This window comes from Mesorhizobium sp. B2-8-5 (assembly GCF_006440675.2).
Taxonomy (GTDB): Bacteria; Pseudomonadota; Alphaproteobacteria; order Rhizobiales; family Rhizobiaceae; genus Mesorhizobium.
Genome location: NZ_CP083951.1, coordinates 2,409,408 through 2,425,442, shown reverse-complemented (window position 1 = coordinate 2,425,442; position 16,035 = coordinate 2,409,408). Strand labels below are relative to the sequence as shown.

Sequence of the window (16,035 nt, the reverse complement as noted above, 5' to 3'; positions counted from 1 at the left end):
CTGGGACCGTGCTGGCGAACTATCCATCAGGGCAAGGTCAGAGTGGCGCTCGGATGTCAATTGAGAGCCAGCTCGCGGAAGGCCACCGCTTGAAAAACCCTCAAGAAGACTATGCTGCCGGCGGGCCATGGGATTGCACCGGCCGCAGGAATAGCCGCGCGCCTATTTCTGCGTGAGCCTTCGGTCTGGGGCCGGTTGCGACCATTGGCCCCTCCCGGAACGTAAGGCGGTTCCTTTCGTTGGATGAACTGACGTTGGCAGATCCCGACGTCAATCGACCAGGCAACAGGAGGAATTTCACCAATGATCCGCAAGATACTAGTTACGGCCGCGACGGCTGCTCTCATGTCGACGGCGCTCTGCACGGCGGGTGCCCACGCCGCAAATACCAGCAAGCCCGCTATCCAGACGGAGGTTGTTGCCCCGGTCACTGATGGCAAGCTCGTCTCCAAGATCATGGGAGCCGCGGTCTATGACAGCACCGCTGATGACGCTGCGAAAATCGGCGATGTTAATGACATCGTCCTCGACAAGGACGGGAACGCCAAACTTGTCGTCATTGGCGTCGGCGGGTTCCTTGGCGTGGGGGAAAAGAATGTGGCCTATGATTTCAGCAAGCTTGAATGGGTCAACAAGAAGGGCGATCGCTGGTTAGTCGCGAAGACGACGAAGGATGAGCTCAAAGCTCAACCTAATTTCGATACGAAGGCTTATGATACCGCGGCAGCGTCGACGTCCCCACCCACCAACAGCACGGCCGACAGCCAGGCGGCCAATGGCAAAACCGATACCACTGCGACGGCCTCGATTGACAAGTCGACCTTGACCGAAATGCCGTCAGACAAAATCAGTGCGGCAAATCTGATCGGAACCAACGTCTATGGCGCAGATGATGCGAAGGTCGGCGAGATTGGCGACGTCATCCTGACTGGTGACAAGAAGGTCGACACAATAATCGTTGATGTAGGGGGCTTTCTGGGCATTGGCGAAAAGAAGGTCGCCGTCGGTATGGAGAACCTCAAGTTCATGACCGACAAGAACGGCAACCGTTACCTCTATACGAACTTCACCAAGGACCAGCTGGAGGCGCAGACTGCCTACGACAAGGCCACTTACGCCCAAAACCGGGACAAGCAGCGCATCATCGTCAACAAATAAAAAAATCATCGCTAAGCGCTCGCCCGTGTGGCGGGCGCTTAGACTGGAAAACGCGGGAGCGGACTTGAAATTAGCCGACGAGGTCCGTCATAGCTCTGAAGATATTAGCGACCTCGTTCTGTCTGATGTCGTTTCTGCGCTTCATCGACGAGTTAGGATCAGCCACGAGTTCGATATTCCCTACATTGCTGGGTACAGCAGGGATGCAACGACGATTTACATCGACCGACATCTGCCGCGCACCATCAGGTGGAGAGGCAAGGACGTGCGGCTCGAACCATTTCTGGTGTGCCACGAAATTATTGAAAAAGCTCTCTTGGACGAGTTGCGGCTTCATTATCTGCACGCCCATCAAATTGCCTCGCGCATCGAAAGAGATGCGGTGAGAGGGGCTGGCCTGACCTGGCGGCACTACCAAAGCGTCATCAAGGGGCACGAGAAAGCGATCGATGAGGAACAGCTTCGCTGCGTGCCATGGGAGTTAGATCTCACGCCTTACAAGGACCTGAAGGATTACCCATTGCTCCAACGGCTGGTCGAAGCATCGCAGTAGCTCATTGCACGGGATGGTCCAAGGCACAGAGACAGCGGGAAATTGAAGCAGGCACACTGTCAAATTTCCTGGCCAATGGAACTTCCCGACGGACTGCTGGTTCGCCTGCATAGGGACGACCGAGGCCCATTCCGCCCTGTGCATTCTGCAGGCAGAGCGCCTCGCCAACAGGAGACGGCCATGAAACATCAGACACTTGAAGAACTGCATGAGGTCGCGGAAGTCGAAGTATCCTTTCCGACTATGGCGCGGCGTCAGCGTTTGGAACATTGGGCCATGCTGCTCGAGCGAAATCCCGAGCGGTGCCTCGCCGCCTTCCCCGGGACGGAATACATGACCCTGGACGTGCGTGACAAGGCGCGGTCCCTGGACTCCGCGCTCAGCATCGCTTTCGCCGATCCAATATTGCGCGCGCAAGGACTGAAGAACGATACCTATGGCGAATCGAAACGCTTCTTCGAGCTAACGGATTGGCAACTGCACGCGATTGTTTGCCACTGCCACGTCGGCGGGACCATGAAGGCCGGATGGGCTGCCGTTCAGGTCCGATCTGCCGGCGACAAGGAAGGCAAGCTTTTCAGCAGATTGCGTGAAGCGATTGCCCATTGGCCGGTATTTCGCATTTTAACTCATGCGAGGGAGTAAGAGACGCCTCAAGAAGCTGAAAAAGGCGGCGAGCGAAAGTCCAAGCACATGCATTTGGCCTGAGATCGCTAACTGTGAGAATACGGGCGAGCGCCGCCCGTATTCCTTTTGCCTCGTCAGGCTAGTCGAAGATCACTCTCCTCGAAAGCAACCTCCTCAGATCCGCAGCATAGCGGTGATTACTATGTACCTCGTCCAAATGCTGTTACACCAAGGTCAACTCTTCCCCGGAAGGGATTTCGATCGTCTGAAAGAAGAACTAGCGACCCGCTTCGATGGCGTGACGGCCTATCTCCAGGCGCCGGCGAGGGTCTTTGGAAGGACGTCGGAGAGACAGACCGGGATGATATCGTCGGCTCCGGGACCGTTTTCAGCCCGTCCGGTATTGGCCAAGTTTGGCGACAAGTAGACACTCTCCAACGGATGATCTCTATGACCTTGGAACAGCTGCGGTTGGCTTTGCCGGCCGGGCGAGTGCATTGTTTTGCACTAACGCTTGCGCAAGAAAACCGGTACGACGTGGTGAAAAGCGATCCCCTCATCGCGGTGTTCACCCCCGGCAATCGCTGCAAACCATGCTGCCGCAGCGCCAAGCGCGGAGCCTGCAGCAGTCGCAAAGCTAAAAATGGCAGTTATGTGGGCTGAAAGGCGCACCGTGCTTTCGTTGAGTTGCGCGTCGGGGCGATTGACCACGGCGGCTGCGCCGTGCCCACCAATCATTGCCAAGAAAAACGCTGCTCCAAGTGTCGCTAGGGCCCAGACTGCGATGCCGTGTATGCCGTCGCGGAATTCGCTTTCACTTTGGTTGCTATCTTCCCAGCGCGTGCGCATCCGTCCAGCTACATAACCGCCGGCTGCGGAACTTGCTATAGCAACGATAACTACCCACAGCCCGGCCACCAGCACATTCCAGGAGGCGCCACCGTTGGGAAGAGTCGGAGAACCCAGCGCCAAACCAGCGCTCGACCCGAATTGCAGAAGAACCACCGAAATGGCGCAAGCGATGACACCCCCGCCAAATATGCCTCCCCACTCAAGATAGGACGATGTAGCCACTTTTGGGGTCACTGCAGCGCTTTCCGTGGGGGCTATTTTGGCCATGATCTTACCGAAGTCCAAAAAATGATAGAATGAACAAAACGATCACGACGAGGCCAACAAGATAGATTATTCCGTTCACGGCATCCTCCTCCTGATTGCGGACCGAAACACAACGTGCCCGTGAGGTTTTGGTTGCAAAGGAGCCCGGCCCGGAATTGGACATTGACGATAAGGGGAAATTCCGCCTGAGATCCGCATCCCCAAATGATGTGCGCGTTTAAGCAGCGGCAAAGCTGATTCAATGCATCGGTTTCCCTGCTTCGACCGGAATGGGGCCGACAACTGACTGTCCGTTTTGGGAACGTGCTGAAGAGCGGACCGATGCGTCCAACGCAGTACGGTCCGGGTCGCGCCATAAGCAGCCATTTTGGGGTGCGTTTCGAAACGGCGGGAACTGCCAAGAACGAGCATGAGCACAAGGTGGTGTTCGGCTAAGTGTCAGAGCCGGGACCGACCAATAGCAGCTCCGGGCGCCTTATCGGCGCCGGACTCCGCCGCGTCTGCCAAGTCCTGCAAGCACAGATCGTCTCCGGGACGCTGTTTTGCCATTGAACTCGCATCCGGATATTCAATGATCGGGGCATTCGCTCGGTGTTCGAAGGTTTATGTCCCGTACCGGCACTCCAGCGCGTCAGCAATCCGCTCGCAAAGCAGTTCACCTCTGATGATGCTGACATGAAGGCGAACACGTCTCCCTCCTACGTCGACTATGGTAACTACAGCTCCATACTCGGAATAATCGGTTAGCTCCAGAACATCCTCAACAACGAAGTCTTGCACTTCAGGCGGGTCATTCATTTGATCTTCTTTCAGCTTATCAATAACATCAGCGACTATTTTCATTTTAGTTTATCGAAACCTTCTCATATGGTCTGTACCCCCAAATATTTGCCCTGCGCGTCCCCCCGCCACCATACCCCCCTCCCTTGTGAGCATCATGCAGCAACGTGGCCGAGCAGTGGCCTCGACTTTACGAATGGTCGAGCCGATTAGTACCCATTGTGGATTGGTGGCTGTGCGGGCAAACCCAGCCTGCTCCTTTCGACATCGGCGAAGGCTTCCGCTAAGGTCTGAACCTCGAACAGGTGAATGGTTGCGGTCCCCTTTTCGACGACGCGGACTACCCACTCAGTTCCGGCAGATTTCACCCGCACGTCGTCCGGTTCCCCGCCCACCATCCCACGCCACCGTGATACGAATTCAAGTCAGTACTGCTGACAACCAGCTATGGGGTGGATTTTGTCAATCCAACCCTTTCTAATGGTTGATATTCATATAGCTAATGACAACGAAAACACTCAACAAAATTGGAGTTCGCGGCCTTTTGCCAAGAAATAGACCATCTATAAGCCACCACAATCAATGTTCTGGATCAGGGTTTTTAGTCATCTGACCCAAACGTCTCTGTTCTTTTATTACTGCTGTGCGTTGACTTCGTAGCTCTTGATCACACCTGACACGACTATGGCCATCCTTTTCGGTGATCCCGACGGACATTACGCCGGTCCAATTTGACCATCGCTTTCAGGTGAGGGAAAAGCCCGTGTTGACGACCGCTTTGCGGCGCAAAGCGGCCATGTCTGTTGTCGGCCGCAAGCGGTCGGACCGCTTCCGCCGCTGCAGCATTCATGTGTGGTGAATTGCGCGGGCGCAAAGGATAGCGGCCCTCGTCCGCAGCTGGGAACCTCCCGTCGCACTCGAAGTTCTTGTGTTGCACATGGCCACCATCCACAGCGCGGGCGGCACGGGGTGTAAGGGTTTGACTCGGGAAAAGCCGACCGTACTCAGAGGAAAGTTCGGTCGTTGGTTCAACGTACTTAAGTATGTTGCCATCGCGATTGTCGTGAGTTCGATCACTGTGATCGTGATGAACTTGATCCCCGATTCCCGGAGTATCCGCGCAATCGTTCCCCACCGTTTTGACGCAGCCGATCCTCAATTCGCGAGGAGCATGACCAGCTATTCCCAGGGACAAATGTTCGACGCCAACGCGGTGCAGACGCTGGTCAATGGCGATGAGATCTTTCCAGCAATGCTGGAAGCCATCCGCACTGCGCGTTCGACCATCAACATGGAAACCTACATCTATTGGTCGGGAAAGGTGGGCTACGAGTTCGCCGCGGCCTTGGCGGCGAAAGCCCGAGAAGGCGTCGAGGTTCGTGTGCTCGTCGACTGGGTCGGCAGTCTCCCCTTCGATGAAGAACTGATCCACATCATGACGAGTGCTGGAGTGCGGTTCCAGCGCTACCGGCCCATCTACTGGTATACCCTGGATCGCGTGAACAACCGAACGCATCGCAAACTGCTCATCGTCGACGGTCGGATAGCGTTCACCGGCGGTGTCGGCATTGCGGACAATTGGCTCGGAGACGCTCGCAATCCGACAGAGTGGCGTGACACGCACTACCGCATCGAGGGACGTGCCGCAGCCGCATTCCAGGCGGCATTCGCCGAAAACTGGCTGGAGACCGCGGGCGAGCCGTTGCAGGGCGAGAAGTTCTACCCGCCGCTCGCAGCTGCGGGGAACCTGAGCGCTCAACTTATCTTGTCCTCGCAACCAAATGGCTCCGAAGACATGGAGCTGATGATGTTGGCTGCGATGGCTGCTGCCAAGGATCACTTGCGGATCGGAATGGCTTATTTCGTTCCGGACGACATCGCCCTGCAGCAGATACTGGATGCCCGAAAAAGGAGCGTGATCGTCGATATCATCGTCCCCAACTCGCTGACGGATGTTCCTATCGTTCGAAAAGGCTCGCGCTACTTCTGGGGCGAATTACTCAAGGCGGGCGTGCGGATTTATGAGTTCCAGCCCACGATGTACCATCCTAAGCTGCTGATCGTCGACGACGTCTGGGCGAGCTTCGGTTCCGCCAACCTTGATGAGCGATCCCTTGGTCTTAACGATGAGGCCAATCTGAATATCTATGGCAAGGACTTTGGACAAACCCAAATCGATCTGTTCAACCGGGACCTAGCACGGTCTAAGCAGATCAGTCTCGAGGAATGGCAAGCCCGCCCCTGGACTGAAAGGGTGACGGATTGGATGGCTAGCCGACTGCATTCCCAGCTTTAGCACACGATCGCCGCCCGATCGGGTAAGACCGTCGGAAGGTGGTCGTCGGCTGGAGGCCAGGAGATGCGAAGGAATCTGGCGGGAGCGGTCGCTATCGGCTGATCGGGTGATGTCTGCTTTTGTTGAAGCTTGTTAGGTGCTTGTCGAGCGCTGCGGCAATGCTCTGTAGAAAGCTGATCCACTCAGACGGGAATGATCTGGGGATCACCTTCAAAGTCCATGCCGTGCGCCTCTTCACAAGCCACGTGCCGCCGAAGAGAAAAACACCGCGCATCGACAAGCCTTGTGAGGACTGGAGCGCCGCTCAGCCTACCGATTTGGACGGTCTTCCGCCATGACGTTGTAGAGCATGAGGAACGCCAACAGGCAGACGATACCGCCTAAGAGATCGGCCCCTGTCAGTTGGCAGAAATAGACGAAATCAAACGCTAGCACGGCCATCGCTCTATCCTCGGAAAACGCACTAGGATCGGAACCGTTAGACAAGCCTAATGTTCCGCTCCGAGGGAGCAGCGCCGGCACGCCTACGTTTCCTTGAAATCCTTCAGCGAGACGAGGCGCAGCATCTCCTCGCCCTTCAGGAACTTCACTCGTCCGACGAGCTCGGGCCGCAGCCACTCGGCCTTTTCCTTCGCCAGCCCCTTCGGCGACGGCGCGCCGGTCAGGCCCTGCACCTGGTCCCAAAGCCGCTGCCGCCGGTCGAGCTTGAAGTTGACGACAGCGGTCCCGACGTACCGGCCCTTGTCGGCCATCAGCACGCGCGCGGCTTGCCCAGGATCGCGCTGGTGGCCCATGATGTCTACCGTCTTCAGCTGGAAGCATTTCACCTTGTGCCAGTCAGTGGTCGGGCCGCTGCGGTAGCGGCTCCCCTTCCGCTTCGAAACCATGCCTTCGACGCAGGCCATGTCGACCAGGTGGAACACTGCGTCGCCAGGCCCGCCATCGCTTCGCTGAACTGGATGCGATTGCCGGCGGGGATCAAGGCCTGGAGGATATCGCGGCGCCTTTCCACCGGCTCGTTCCGGAGATCCTTGCCATTCAGATAGATAAGATCGAAGCGACCAGATAAATGTCCCGAGCTTTTCGGATGCCAACAGCTTTTTAGAGCGCTTGGAAATCGGCGAGGCCGGCGGCATTGATCTTGATCGTTTCGCCCTCAGGAATGAAGTTTTCGGCTCGGATCGCGGTCGCCGCGGCCGCCAACTCGGCAAATATGCCGGTCCAGTATAGTCCCTTTTGGTGAAAAGCCGGATGCCGTCGCGGTCCTTGAGAATCTGCGTTCGGTACCCGTCCTGCTTGACCTCATGAATCCAGTCGTCGCCCTTCGGAGGATCCCTGAAGAGCTTGGGCTTCATTGGATGGATAATGGGCAACCGTTCACCGTCGGCGCGCTTACGCATCACAGCCCCAACTCTACGATTTCACTCAATAACGCGATGAAGTTTCAGTTCCATTAGCATTCGCTGAAACAAGTCTTCCCGAGAATCGGTTATAAGCCAGCATGGCCTTGGAGATATCCGATGGGGAAGAAGGCGATCCTAATTACCGAGAGCGTTTCGGAGGAGCGGCTGGTTGAGGCCGATTTTTACGCCCGGCGATGTGGGCTACCACGCGACGAAGTGCTTCAAATCATCGAAAGCGCCTACAGCGCGACGGGCTTCAAAAAGCAGGACAGATCTAAGCACCGCAAGCGTTCGAAACGGTAAATCGGAACATTTGCAATATACATGGTTCCTCCTGACCAGGAGGAGAACGCCGTGGCAGACGAAGAGCAAACAACTCAAGGCGGCGTGAGAGCCCGCCCTGTGGGAAACGGGCTCTCGCCGGAACGGTTGCAATCGTTCCGACCCAGCGCGCTGCTCGTCCGAAGTGCGCCGTGCAAGAGCAATTTCTGAGGCGGCGGAATGTTCCATTAGCAATCGCTTGACGTGCGCCGCCACCGCCCCAGACTCTTCGGATGAAGAACGATCCCGAGTGCCGCGCCGCGCTCCAGTTGATCAGGGCGACGATTGAGGAGCACTGCGGTATTATGGCGCGCGGCGACAGAACTAAACTCACATGCCAGCGGGTGGCTAGCATGATCGGCGCGGTTTTCTTCGGCATCAGATGGATGGCCTTTGTCTCTTTGAAGCCGTGTGCCTTCATACGCTCGGCCAGCTCGTCATATGTCAGATCGGCCCGCGTTAGTTCGACCTTCAGATGACGCGCCTCCCGTTCGGCCCATTCTTGTTCCGTAGTTGCGAATCCGATGGGGACGAAAGCGATCCTAATTACCGCGAGCGTATCGGAGGAGCGGCTGCTTGAGGCCGCCCGGCGATGTGGGCTACCACGCGACGAAGTGCTTCAAATCATCGAAAGCGTCTACAGAGCGAGAGGTTGCCCACGCCGCCTTAGGGTGATCCCCGAATTGCAATGAAGGGACCAGCCCACTCTGATGGAGGTTTCTGAAATGTGTTCGCAGACGGAACTTATGAGTTCCAGGGTGGGACGTTCGTCTCACGTCCAATACAGCTGACCAGCAAGGGGCAGCGATGCGCGGAACGACGCAGAATTTCCGTAGTTCTCGCACTGCCTGCCGCGCACGCCTTGCGTGGCAGGCTACTTCCCGGCTGCCCATCGGCATCGGTCGACGGGCCTTTGATTGCGCGGAAATTTACCATCCCTGGCGGCGGGTAGCCGTGCCAGCGTCGGGAGGGATGGCCATGCTCTCAGGTCAGCGTCGGTTCGCCCACCGTCATCTCGGTGAGAAAGGACGCGGCGATCAAGTCGTCCGCGTCGATGCGTAAGGAACCTTCTCCGCGCGCCATGATGGCCGCGACCTTCTGGAAGGTCTTGATCTCATGCTCGGTGATGCGGGCGTCCCGCATCCTGGCTTTGAGATCGGCGACACGCATTCCGAGCGAACGGGATGTTCCGATTTCTCGATTCGACATTTTGGTCAGTCCTCCTCCCCCCGCCCGTGCCTGTTTCGCCGCCGCCCGAATCCGCGGCCTGCCACAGTCTGGTGTTTGCAGTTGAGGAGCATCAGCATGCCCGCTTATGAGAATCCGCTGATATTATGAATGAACGATGAATGACACGCGGCTGTATTTCAGCCCTCGGCTGTTTCCCGTCCACAGCTCACCGTGAGTTGTTTGCCTACCGTGGCAACAATGGGGATGGAACATAAGCCACATCACCGGCTTAGTCCATCGGGTAGCTCACCTCGCCAGACGGTCGCGCTGCCTTCGGGCTGCCCACAGCCCGAGAGCCCGCTATCGTCCCTCAACGGTGGCGGGCTCAAATCGGAGCTTCTCCTATCAGCGGAACCTAATGTTCGCCTGCCGCTTATGGCGAGATGAGCACTCGCGGGATAAATTTCTTCGACAAATGGATGGCAGAGCATCTGCCGGATGCGGTGACCGACGACCCGGCCGCGATAAAGGATCTAGCCGACCAGGCTATGGAAGCCGCAGACCGAGAGGGCATCGCGATAAGCGAAATCTATGAGGAAGTCGGCAGCGTCTTCGAAGTGATCGCGGCGGCGATGCAGCATCGCGATGGCAGCTTGCTCGAGGCAGATCCCGCCACCTTTGATCTCTTGGCAGACCGGTTGTCCCGAGAAGCAAACATCTCCAACGAGCAAGCCCACGATCTTATTGGGCGTTTCGGCACCGATTGGGAAATGCTGCTCAACGAAGCCCATTTTATGAAAGAGCTTGAAGGCCGGCTGGCGAAGGAATGACAAAGCACGGGCGATTCGTTAGGGCTGCCGAAGCAGCAAGCGTCCACTGACACGAAGCGCTCTAACGAAATGCTCCAGGGGTGCTTAAGACTGGGCCGGATCACAAGCGCGGTAGCGCATCAGAGTCACGTCGCAAGCGAAAGCGCGGATCGCACAGGGAGAAACAAGAGAGCAATGGTTTCCAAGGTAGCCAATAGCCTTGGTGTCAGAAATGCTTTAGCGTACCCTTCTGTACTAGTTTGCAAGGGATGGGATAATGCAAGTTGATCGTTTTCGAAAGATGCTTCGGGAGTTTTCGAGGCAGGCTAGAACCGGTCAGATAGCGACTAACACCATCACGGGCAATGCCGTCGCTAACATTGCCGACCAGTTAGAGCGCGACTTGGGAAACTCCATCGCAAATCGCCGGATAAAGAGCGACACCACAATATCGTTCGCTCCTGATATTTGTCCCTGTTGCGGTAAGTAACCCGAATGACGATGTATGTGGCATCTCCGTATCCCAAAATGCGGAGCACCCGGCGCCGGCGGCGTGAACGTCACGCCGTCGAACGCGGCCGGTCCACCTAGGTTATGGTGTTACAGCGGGCCAGAATATAAAAGCCAACAACACCACGAATATCACCAGGGCTGCAACAGCGCCCCACATTAGAACATTTCGAGTGCCGCGCTGCTCTTCGTGTCGGGAAATATTGTTGGGCATTGTCGAATCCTGGTGACGTCGGTTTCATCAGCAACGCTAGCTTCATATGCTGGTTCCGAGGCCTTCAGCGAATTGGCCTCATGAGCCAAGCGCTCCGCTTCCGCTCGCGACAGCCCGATAAGCAAACTGTCGTAGCGGAGTGCGGGCAAATCCGTCGACCGGTCATATACCAGCCACTCATCGGCTGGATCACACATTGTCTCGAACCTCATCGCCGCGCTCCCATGCGTTAGGGTGTCCTAATCTTCGCTTGCCACCGTTGTTCCAACCTCAACCTGGAAAGTCGCTGTCCAAACCGTTCATCGAGGCAGCGACAGGATTTCGAGGCGAACTGGTCCACCTCGATTACAACTTGTGCAAAAAAGCGCCCGCTCCACAGAACTGAACAGCGCGGCCTTGCCATAGCGTTTGATGAGCGCCTCGGGTTTCACCGATGCATGATGCGAGCAGTTTTTGCACCAGGCCCGAAGCGTGTGCCAGCTTCGGAGATCGCCAAGCGCCACATCGAGACCGGCGTGGATGCTACCGTCCACTATCGTCTCGAGAGGAACTGTTGGCTCGCCAGGTGTGAGCAGCTTCTCCATTGCGTAATTGGCGTTTCGATGAATGAGCAGCATTCCCGGCCGACGCCGAATTGCCGCTTGCCATCCGGCCTGCGACACGACGAAATCCGGTGATCGCGATATGGTTTCGATAGGGGCGACCTCGTCGCGATCCCACACCTCGATTCGGAAATTGTCCTCTGCTGTTTTCCCCATAGCTCCGCAGCCGGACGCTTGGGCGACCGCCTATTCCTCCGAAATGCTGATCCCCTTTGAATAGAGAACAAATTCCTAGCCGGTCAATGGCAGCTTGACAGTTTTGTTCCTATTTTGTTCACTTCTTGCATGATAGCCACAGGAGGCACGAATGCCGCTTCGACTGGTGATTGAGAATGCAACCTGGGAAGAGTTGTGCCGCGGCGTCGCGGCCGCGGAGGCTGTTTTCGCCCGCTCGGGAATTTCATACGAAGATGCTGTCAACGGGATGCTGGCAGCCGATCCCTGGATGAAAGAGAATTTTCCTGACTTTCCAGAGCCCAGCAAGAAACAGGAGACGGCAGCCAGCGTCTGGTACGAGGCCGAACGCGCCGCTTGCCAAGCTTGCTGTGCGGGATGGCTCGAAGACAAGGTCGTTCGCCCGCACCGGGTTTTGGGGATCGGTCCAGTTGAACCGAGGGTGAAGACGGCGAACCTTGCTACATGGCCGGACAGGCAGGGGCGATACCGGGAGATCATCGAGCGCTTGGAGACGGCCATTGGTCCCGACCGGCAACTCGATATCGATACCTGTTACGTAATGGGCTGGATCGATGGGCCGTGCACACCCGAAGACGCGGCCGAAATGGAGCTCCCCTATCTCACGGGCAAACTGGCACAGATTGTGGAGATCACCAAGAAATCCCTTCCCAAATGGACGATCGAAGTCGACCACGAACCATGCGATGCTCGCATCATCGAGCCGGATCGCGACAGGGATGAGCACGACGATTTGAGCGTGGCTGCGTGGCGTTGCTCAGATGGCTATCAACACATGGAGAAGCCTCCTGCCAACGCGGCAATTGCACTTACACTCGCGGCAATGCGCCTGCAGGGTTTTCTGCCCCCGGCATGGTGAGACGAAATCGCAGTATTCCGCCGCCAACGGTCATCGATCGCGAGATGCCGCACCAGGTCGCCCTGCCCGACGACATCTGCACAGCATACAACTTCACGCTGATCCGACGGTTTCTCGAGGAGCAAGGGCTATCATGCCGGACGCGATCGGTGATTGCGATCTGGGAAGACGGCAAGCAGGAGCAATGGCGACTGCACTGTTTCGCAGATCGCGATGCCGCCGCCGCCTTCTTTGAGCACTTCGGCGGGTTCATGTTCGATCCCAAGCATGACCGGGAGAATGGCCGAGCACGTGGCGCCTGGCGCCGCAAGGGCGTCTATCAGCGGATCTTCGAGATTGGACCTCTCAGTGTGCCGGAAGTCCTGCGGAACTGAACTCAGGCGCGCTCTGGCCGTACCGTTTCAACGGATAACGATCCCGCCGGCAAGGGTCGCAACAACTCGCTTTCCGGTCTCGACAGATCGAGCCAGACTCTCCAATTCTCAGGCTGAAGAACGACCACCTGCCGATTGTGATACGGCGCGACATCCGGCCCAGGATCGGTCGTCAACATCGTGAAGGTGGGCGGCTTGTTGCCGGCCGCCTCACGCCAGAGCCCGGCAATGGTTAGGAATGGAGCACCGTTCAACGTGAAGCGGTGTTTGGCTTTTGGATATTTCGTGCCCGTGAACTCGAAGAACGCCGATGCCGGCACGAGGCAGCGTTTGCTGTCAGCAAAACGACGTCCTTCGGACCGGAAGTTGAACACCGGCCCTCCCTTCGGGCCGGCCGGCGGAAAACCAAACGTCATCGACGCAAGTTCAACGCCGTCCCCGGCAGCACGCATGATCGGCGCCGGATCGTTGATGCGAATGTCGTCAGCTTGGGGAAGATCAAGCTCGGTTTGATGGGTCGGGATATTCAGCGCCAACGATTCCATCATCCGGCAATATTCTGCCCAGGCGACGTGCTGCTCGTAGTCGTTGCACATGGAGTTTCCCGCGGAAACGACGAAGATGATCTTGGGAAGCTACTAGGCCGATTTTCGTGCAGGCTTCGACTTTGGCGCCGGCCTAATGCCCTCCTTGGCGAGGCTCTTCTTCAGTACGGCGGCGAGGTCGACAACATTCTCCTCGGGTTTCTGTGCCGGCTTGGGCGGCTTCTTGCCCTTGCGCTTGGCGTCGATCATTGCGATCAACGCATCCTCATAGGTATTTTCGAACTTCGATGGGTCGAACTTAGTCACCTTCTTGTCGATCAGGAGCCCGGCAATTTCGAGCAAATCCTTGTCGTACTTCGGGCTCTTCAGATCGTCGAAGACGCTGTTTTCCGAAATCATCTCGTTATGCGTGCGCAGTTCGGTCAGCAGCATTCCCTTGCCGAATGGCTGAATAATCACCTCCCTGCCGCGCTGGTAGAGGACAACGCAGGATCGCGCCGCGACCCGCTTCTTGACCATGGCTTCACGCAGCACCGAAAACGCCTCCACAGCGGCGCCGTCGGCCGGAATGACGTAATAGGGCTTTTCCAGATAGCGCGTGTCGATCTCGTCAATCGAAACGAACCCTTCAACATCGAGCGTGTGCTGCGACGTGAGCTTCAGTTTCTTGATTTCGTCCGGCTCGATTTCGAGAAACTCGCCCTTCTCCACCTCATAGCCTTTGATCTGGTCTTCCGCGGGAACCACGTCGCCTGTCTGCTCGTCGACATAGGCGCTCTTGACGGGAAGTCCGTCCTCGCGGCTCAGGATCTTGAAATGGACCTTGCCGGCCTCGGTGGTCGCCCCGACCAGCTTGACCCCGCAAGTCACCGATCCGACCTTGAGGAATCCTTTCCATACCGCGCGTGGTGCCGCCATTTGGTCAACTCATGATTTGTGGAACATCCTGACGGGGGAAACTTGGCCTCGCCACAATGGTTCCGCGTCGGCTCAAAGACGCGCAGATGCAAGAAGATGCCCGTCGTCGGAAGGAAATGCAGCGACGGGCATCTGGCCTGAGCCAACGGCGGCGAGAGGGGAACGCGTCCGCCTGGAACACAGGCCGGCAGGGCCAAACTTGTTCCCAGGTGAGCCGTGGTCCGCACTCCAATCCTCTCTGAGCTACTGAGAGCGGTAGCCGTCGAACTTGAGCTCGTGCATCCAGCCATCGCCTTCTGGCGGCTTGTCCACGAGCGTCGGCATCAACGGCGGTATGAACGTCAGACGCACCGAGGTTACCCCGACGCCATTTCGAATTTGATTCAATATGGCATGGCCGTTTCCGTTCCACCATGCGGATGCATATGCGCCGCTTCACGCGCCTGACCAACGGCTTCTCAAAGGGCGATTATCTGGTTGAAAACCCAAAGCGAAATAGGAATATAATCAGCACGGGCCGGCAAGCTATCTCTTGGTATGAAAACGTACAATCGAATCAGCTTGAACAACCGATCTCGACGGAATTATAAAAATCGACGTTACCCTTGCTCTCTGGGGAGGCACTGCGATGGATAACGTGGTTCTATTCCGCAGCCCGGCCGCGCGGGTCGAACTGGCGGAAGTCTCTGGCGAATGGCTCGTCCGCGTCATCGAAAACGACCAAGAACTCACCCGATCATTTGAACTGGAAGAATATGCGCTATCCTACGCGGAAGGACAGCGCATGCGCCTAGGTCTGAATAACGTCACACGGTCTTAACAACGAAAAAGTCCCGGCGCTGAGGGGTCGGCGCCGGAGCTTTTGGGGCATGCAAGCCGCATCAGCATGACCTTGCGTTAGCTTGCGCTAAGTGAAATGGGAATATGGTCCTCGACAGGCCGCACAGCCAAAACTTTCGACTGGATTGGAACCTTCCTGGCTAACGGGAGTTGGATTCGATTCGGGGACGAAATCTCATGGCACAAAAGGCTAGCGGCGAAGCCATCCGCTCGATGATCCGAGACGAGCAAAACCGCCGCGCATTACACAAGCTTTTAGGGCTGGAAATCGATCCGGTGTTGCCGCTTAACTTCGTCTCGCTACTCAAGGCTCTTGAGGAAGCGGAGGAAGGCGAAGGGGATGACGACGACTCGACGCATTAGTGGCATCGTTGGCCCGCTCCTCGCTCATGCAACGGTGAGACTCGCGAAATAGGTCGTGTAGGGATATAAATCGCTCATTCGCGGGGGATGGTTTTCGCCCCGCCATTTATGAGGGGACAATGGCGAAACGCGGCCTATCTCCATTCGATGCCGACATCTTGCGGACGGCCTTCCATAAGGCCGTGAAGGACGAGAGCACGCCGGAGAGCAAGTGGCGAGAATTGGCCGCGCAGCTGATTGCTACATATACCGGCTCATCGACTGTCGATCCCGACTTGGTGGAATGGATAGTGCAAAGCGAAAGTCACCAGTAGGCGGCCGACGCTGTACCGGCATGACCTTACGTTAGCTTGCGCTCATATCGCGAACGAAGGGTGAT

The 16,035-nt window shown here is 57.0% G+C and carries 21 protein-coding genes and 1 pseudogene; 11 read left to right on the top strand and 11 right to left on the bottom strand.

Translation table 11 applies throughout. The annotated features are described in order from the left end of the window. The first annotated feature begins 303 nt into the window (after positions 1 to 303). The 3 genes from FJ430_RS11820 to FJ430_RS11810 all read left to right on the top strand — a co-directional run bounded on the left by FJ430_RS11820 (position 304) and on the right by FJ430_RS11810 (position 2,356). Positions 304 to 1,158: a PRC-barrel domain-containing protein gene (locus tag FJ430_RS11820; protein WP_140711037.1), complete on the top strand. Its 855-nt coding sequence runs from the start codon at positions 304 to 306 to the stop codon at positions 1,156 to 1,158. 64 nt (positions 1,159 to 1,222) lie between these two features. Further along, positions 1,223 to 1,711, top strand: a complete 489-nt coding sequence (locus tag FJ430_RS11815) for a hypothetical protein (protein WP_181175600.1) — start codon at positions 1,223 to 1,225, stop codon at positions 1,709 to 1,711. A 180-nt stretch (positions 1,712 to 1,891) separates the two neighbouring features. Then, positions 1,892 to 2,356, top strand: coding sequence for a hypothetical protein (locus tag FJ430_RS11810; RefSeq protein WP_140645662.1), 465 nt, complete (start codon positions 1,892 to 1,894; stop codon positions 2,354 to 2,356). A 489-nt stretch (positions 2,357 to 2,845) separates the two neighbouring features. On the opposite strand, the gene FJ430_RS11805 is transcribed toward FJ430_RS11810, so the two are convergent. Together FJ430_RS11805 and FJ430_RS11800 are read right to left on the bottom strand one after the other, a co-directional pair. Beyond that, positions 2,846 to 3,457: a hypothetical protein gene (locus FJ430_RS11805; RefSeq protein WP_140645661.1), complete on the bottom strand. Its 612-nt coding sequence runs from the start codon at positions 3,455 to 3,457 to the stop codon at positions 2,846 to 2,848. A gap of 603 nt (positions 3,458 to 4,060) precedes the next feature. Continuing rightward, complete coding sequence (locus tag FJ430_RS11800) at positions 4,061 to 4,300, bottom strand: hypothetical protein (RefSeq protein ID WP_140645660.1); 240 nt, start codon at positions 4,298 to 4,300, stop codon at positions 4,061 to 4,063. 874 nt (positions 4,301 to 5,174) lie between these two features. Between FJ430_RS11800 and FJ430_RS11795 the strand changes: the two genes are divergently transcribed. Beyond that, positions 5,175 to 6,533 (top strand): phospholipase D-like domain-containing protein, encoded by a 1,359-nt coding sequence (locus tag FJ430_RS11795; protein ID WP_140711035.1) that lies wholly within the window; start codon positions 5,175 to 5,177, stop codon positions 6,531 to 6,533. A gap of 309 nt (positions 6,534 to 6,842) precedes the next feature. Here the strand turns inward: FJ430_RS11795 and FJ430_RS31600 are convergent, their stop codons facing one another. From FJ430_RS31600 to FJ430_RS31745, 3 genes are all read right to left on the bottom strand, one after another. After that, entirely contained in the window at positions 6,843 to 6,974 is a 132-nt protein-coding gene (locus tag FJ430_RS31600; protein WP_264296151.1) for a hypothetical protein, read from the bottom strand. Positions 6,975 to 7,057: 83 nt separating this feature from the next. Continuing rightward, on the bottom strand, positions 7,058 to 7,327 hold the full coding sequence (locus tag FJ430_RS31690; RefSeq protein ID WP_413467843.1) for a hypothetical protein: 270 nt from the start codon (positions 7,325 to 7,327) through the stop codon (positions 7,058 to 7,060). 29 nt (positions 7,328 to 7,356) lie between these two features. Further along, on the bottom strand, positions 7,357 to 7,545 hold the full coding sequence (locus tag FJ430_RS31745) for a hypothetical protein (protein ID WP_348639945.1): 189 nt from the start codon (positions 7,543 to 7,545) through the stop codon (positions 7,357 to 7,359). A gap of 508 nt (positions 7,546 to 8,053) precedes the next feature. Between FJ430_RS31745 and FJ430_RS11785 the strand changes: the two genes are divergently transcribed. Continuing rightward, entirely contained in the window at positions 8,054 to 8,239 is a 186-nt protein-coding gene (locus FJ430_RS11785; protein ID WP_140711033.1) for a hypothetical protein, read from the top strand. Here the strand turns inward: FJ430_RS11785 and FJ430_RS11780 are convergent. Both FJ430_RS11780 and FJ430_RS11775 read right to left on the bottom strand, forming a co-directional pair. Continuing rightward, positions 8,211 to 8,705, bottom strand: coding sequence for a hypothetical protein (locus FJ430_RS11780; RefSeq protein WP_413467868.1), 495 nt, complete (start codon positions 8,703 to 8,705; stop codon positions 8,211 to 8,213). The genes FJ430_RS11785 and FJ430_RS11780 overlap by 29 nt on opposite strands. Positions 8,706 to 9,241: 536 nt before the next feature. After that, on the bottom strand, positions 9,242 to 9,466 hold the full coding sequence (locus tag FJ430_RS11775; protein ID WP_140711032.1) for a hypothetical protein: 225 nt from the start codon (positions 9,464 to 9,466) through the stop codon (positions 9,242 to 9,244). A gap of 440 nt (positions 9,467 to 9,906) precedes the next feature. Here FJ430_RS11775 and FJ430_RS11770 point away from each other — a divergent pair, with 440 nt between their 5' ends. Further along, positions 9,907 to 10,257, top strand: a complete 351-nt coding sequence (locus FJ430_RS11770; protein ID WP_226892166.1) for a hypothetical protein — start codon at positions 9,907 to 9,909, stop codon at positions 10,255 to 10,257. Between the two features lie 1,002 nt (positions 10,258 to 11,259). On the opposite strand, the gene FJ430_RS11765 is transcribed toward FJ430_RS11770, so the two are convergent. Beyond that, the gene (locus FJ430_RS11765) at positions 11,260 to 11,718 is read right to left on the bottom strand and encodes a hypothetical protein (protein WP_140711031.1); all 459 of its coding nucleotides are present in this window, start codon (positions 11,716 to 11,718) and stop codon (positions 11,260 to 11,262) included. A gap of 151 nt (positions 11,719 to 11,869) precedes the next feature. Between FJ430_RS11765 and FJ430_RS11760 the strand changes: the two genes are divergently transcribed. Then, a complete protein-coding gene (locus FJ430_RS11760; protein ID WP_140711030.1) occupies positions 11,870 to 12,616 on the top strand; it encodes a hypothetical protein in 747 nt (248 codons plus the stop codon). Positions 12,617 to 12,660: 44 nt separating this feature from the next. Further along, positions 12,661 to 12,990, top strand: a complete 330-nt coding sequence (locus FJ430_RS11755) for a hypothetical protein (protein ID WP_140711029.1) — start codon at positions 12,661 to 12,663, stop codon at positions 12,988 to 12,990. Positions 12,991 to 12,992: 2 nt separating this feature from the next. Here the strand turns inward: FJ430_RS11755 and FJ430_RS11750 are convergent, their stop codons facing one another. The 3 genes and pseudogenes from FJ430_RS11750 to FJ430_RS11740 all read right to left on the bottom strand — a co-directional run. After that, a complete protein-coding gene (locus FJ430_RS11750; RefSeq protein ID WP_140711028.1) occupies positions 12,993 to 13,586 on the bottom strand; it encodes an SOS response-associated peptidase in 594 nt (197 codons plus the stop codon). A gap of 42 nt (positions 13,587 to 13,628) precedes the next feature. Beyond that, positions 13,629 to 14,453: a Ku protein gene (locus tag FJ430_RS11745; RefSeq protein ID WP_140711027.1), complete on the bottom strand. Its 825-nt coding sequence runs from the start codon at positions 14,451 to 14,453 to the stop codon at positions 13,629 to 13,631. Between the two features lie 246 nt (positions 14,454 to 14,699). Then, positions 14,700 to 14,804: pseudogene (locus FJ430_RS11740) on the bottom strand (ATP-dependent DNA ligase); the annotation flags it as partial. A gap of 277 nt (positions 14,805 to 15,081) precedes the next feature. Here FJ430_RS11740 and FJ430_RS11735 point away from each other — a divergent pair. The 3 genes from FJ430_RS11735 to FJ430_RS11725 all read left to right on the top strand — a co-directional run bounded on the left by FJ430_RS11735 (position 15,082) and on the right by FJ430_RS11725 (position 15,970). Then, positions 15,082 to 15,273 (top strand): hypothetical protein, encoded by a 192-nt coding sequence (locus FJ430_RS11735; protein ID WP_140711026.1) that lies wholly within the window; start codon positions 15,082 to 15,084, stop codon positions 15,271 to 15,273. A gap of 197 nt (positions 15,274 to 15,470) precedes the next feature. Next, complete coding sequence (locus tag FJ430_RS11730) at positions 15,471 to 15,656, top strand: hypothetical protein (protein WP_140646304.1); 186 nt, start codon at positions 15,471 to 15,473, stop codon at positions 15,654 to 15,656. 119 nt (positions 15,657 to 15,775) lie between these two features. Continuing rightward, complete coding sequence (locus FJ430_RS11725) at positions 15,776 to 15,970, top strand: hypothetical protein (RefSeq protein WP_140646305.1); 195 nt, start codon at positions 15,776 to 15,778, stop codon at positions 15,968 to 15,970. Positions 15,971 to 16,035: the final 65 nt, after the last annotated feature.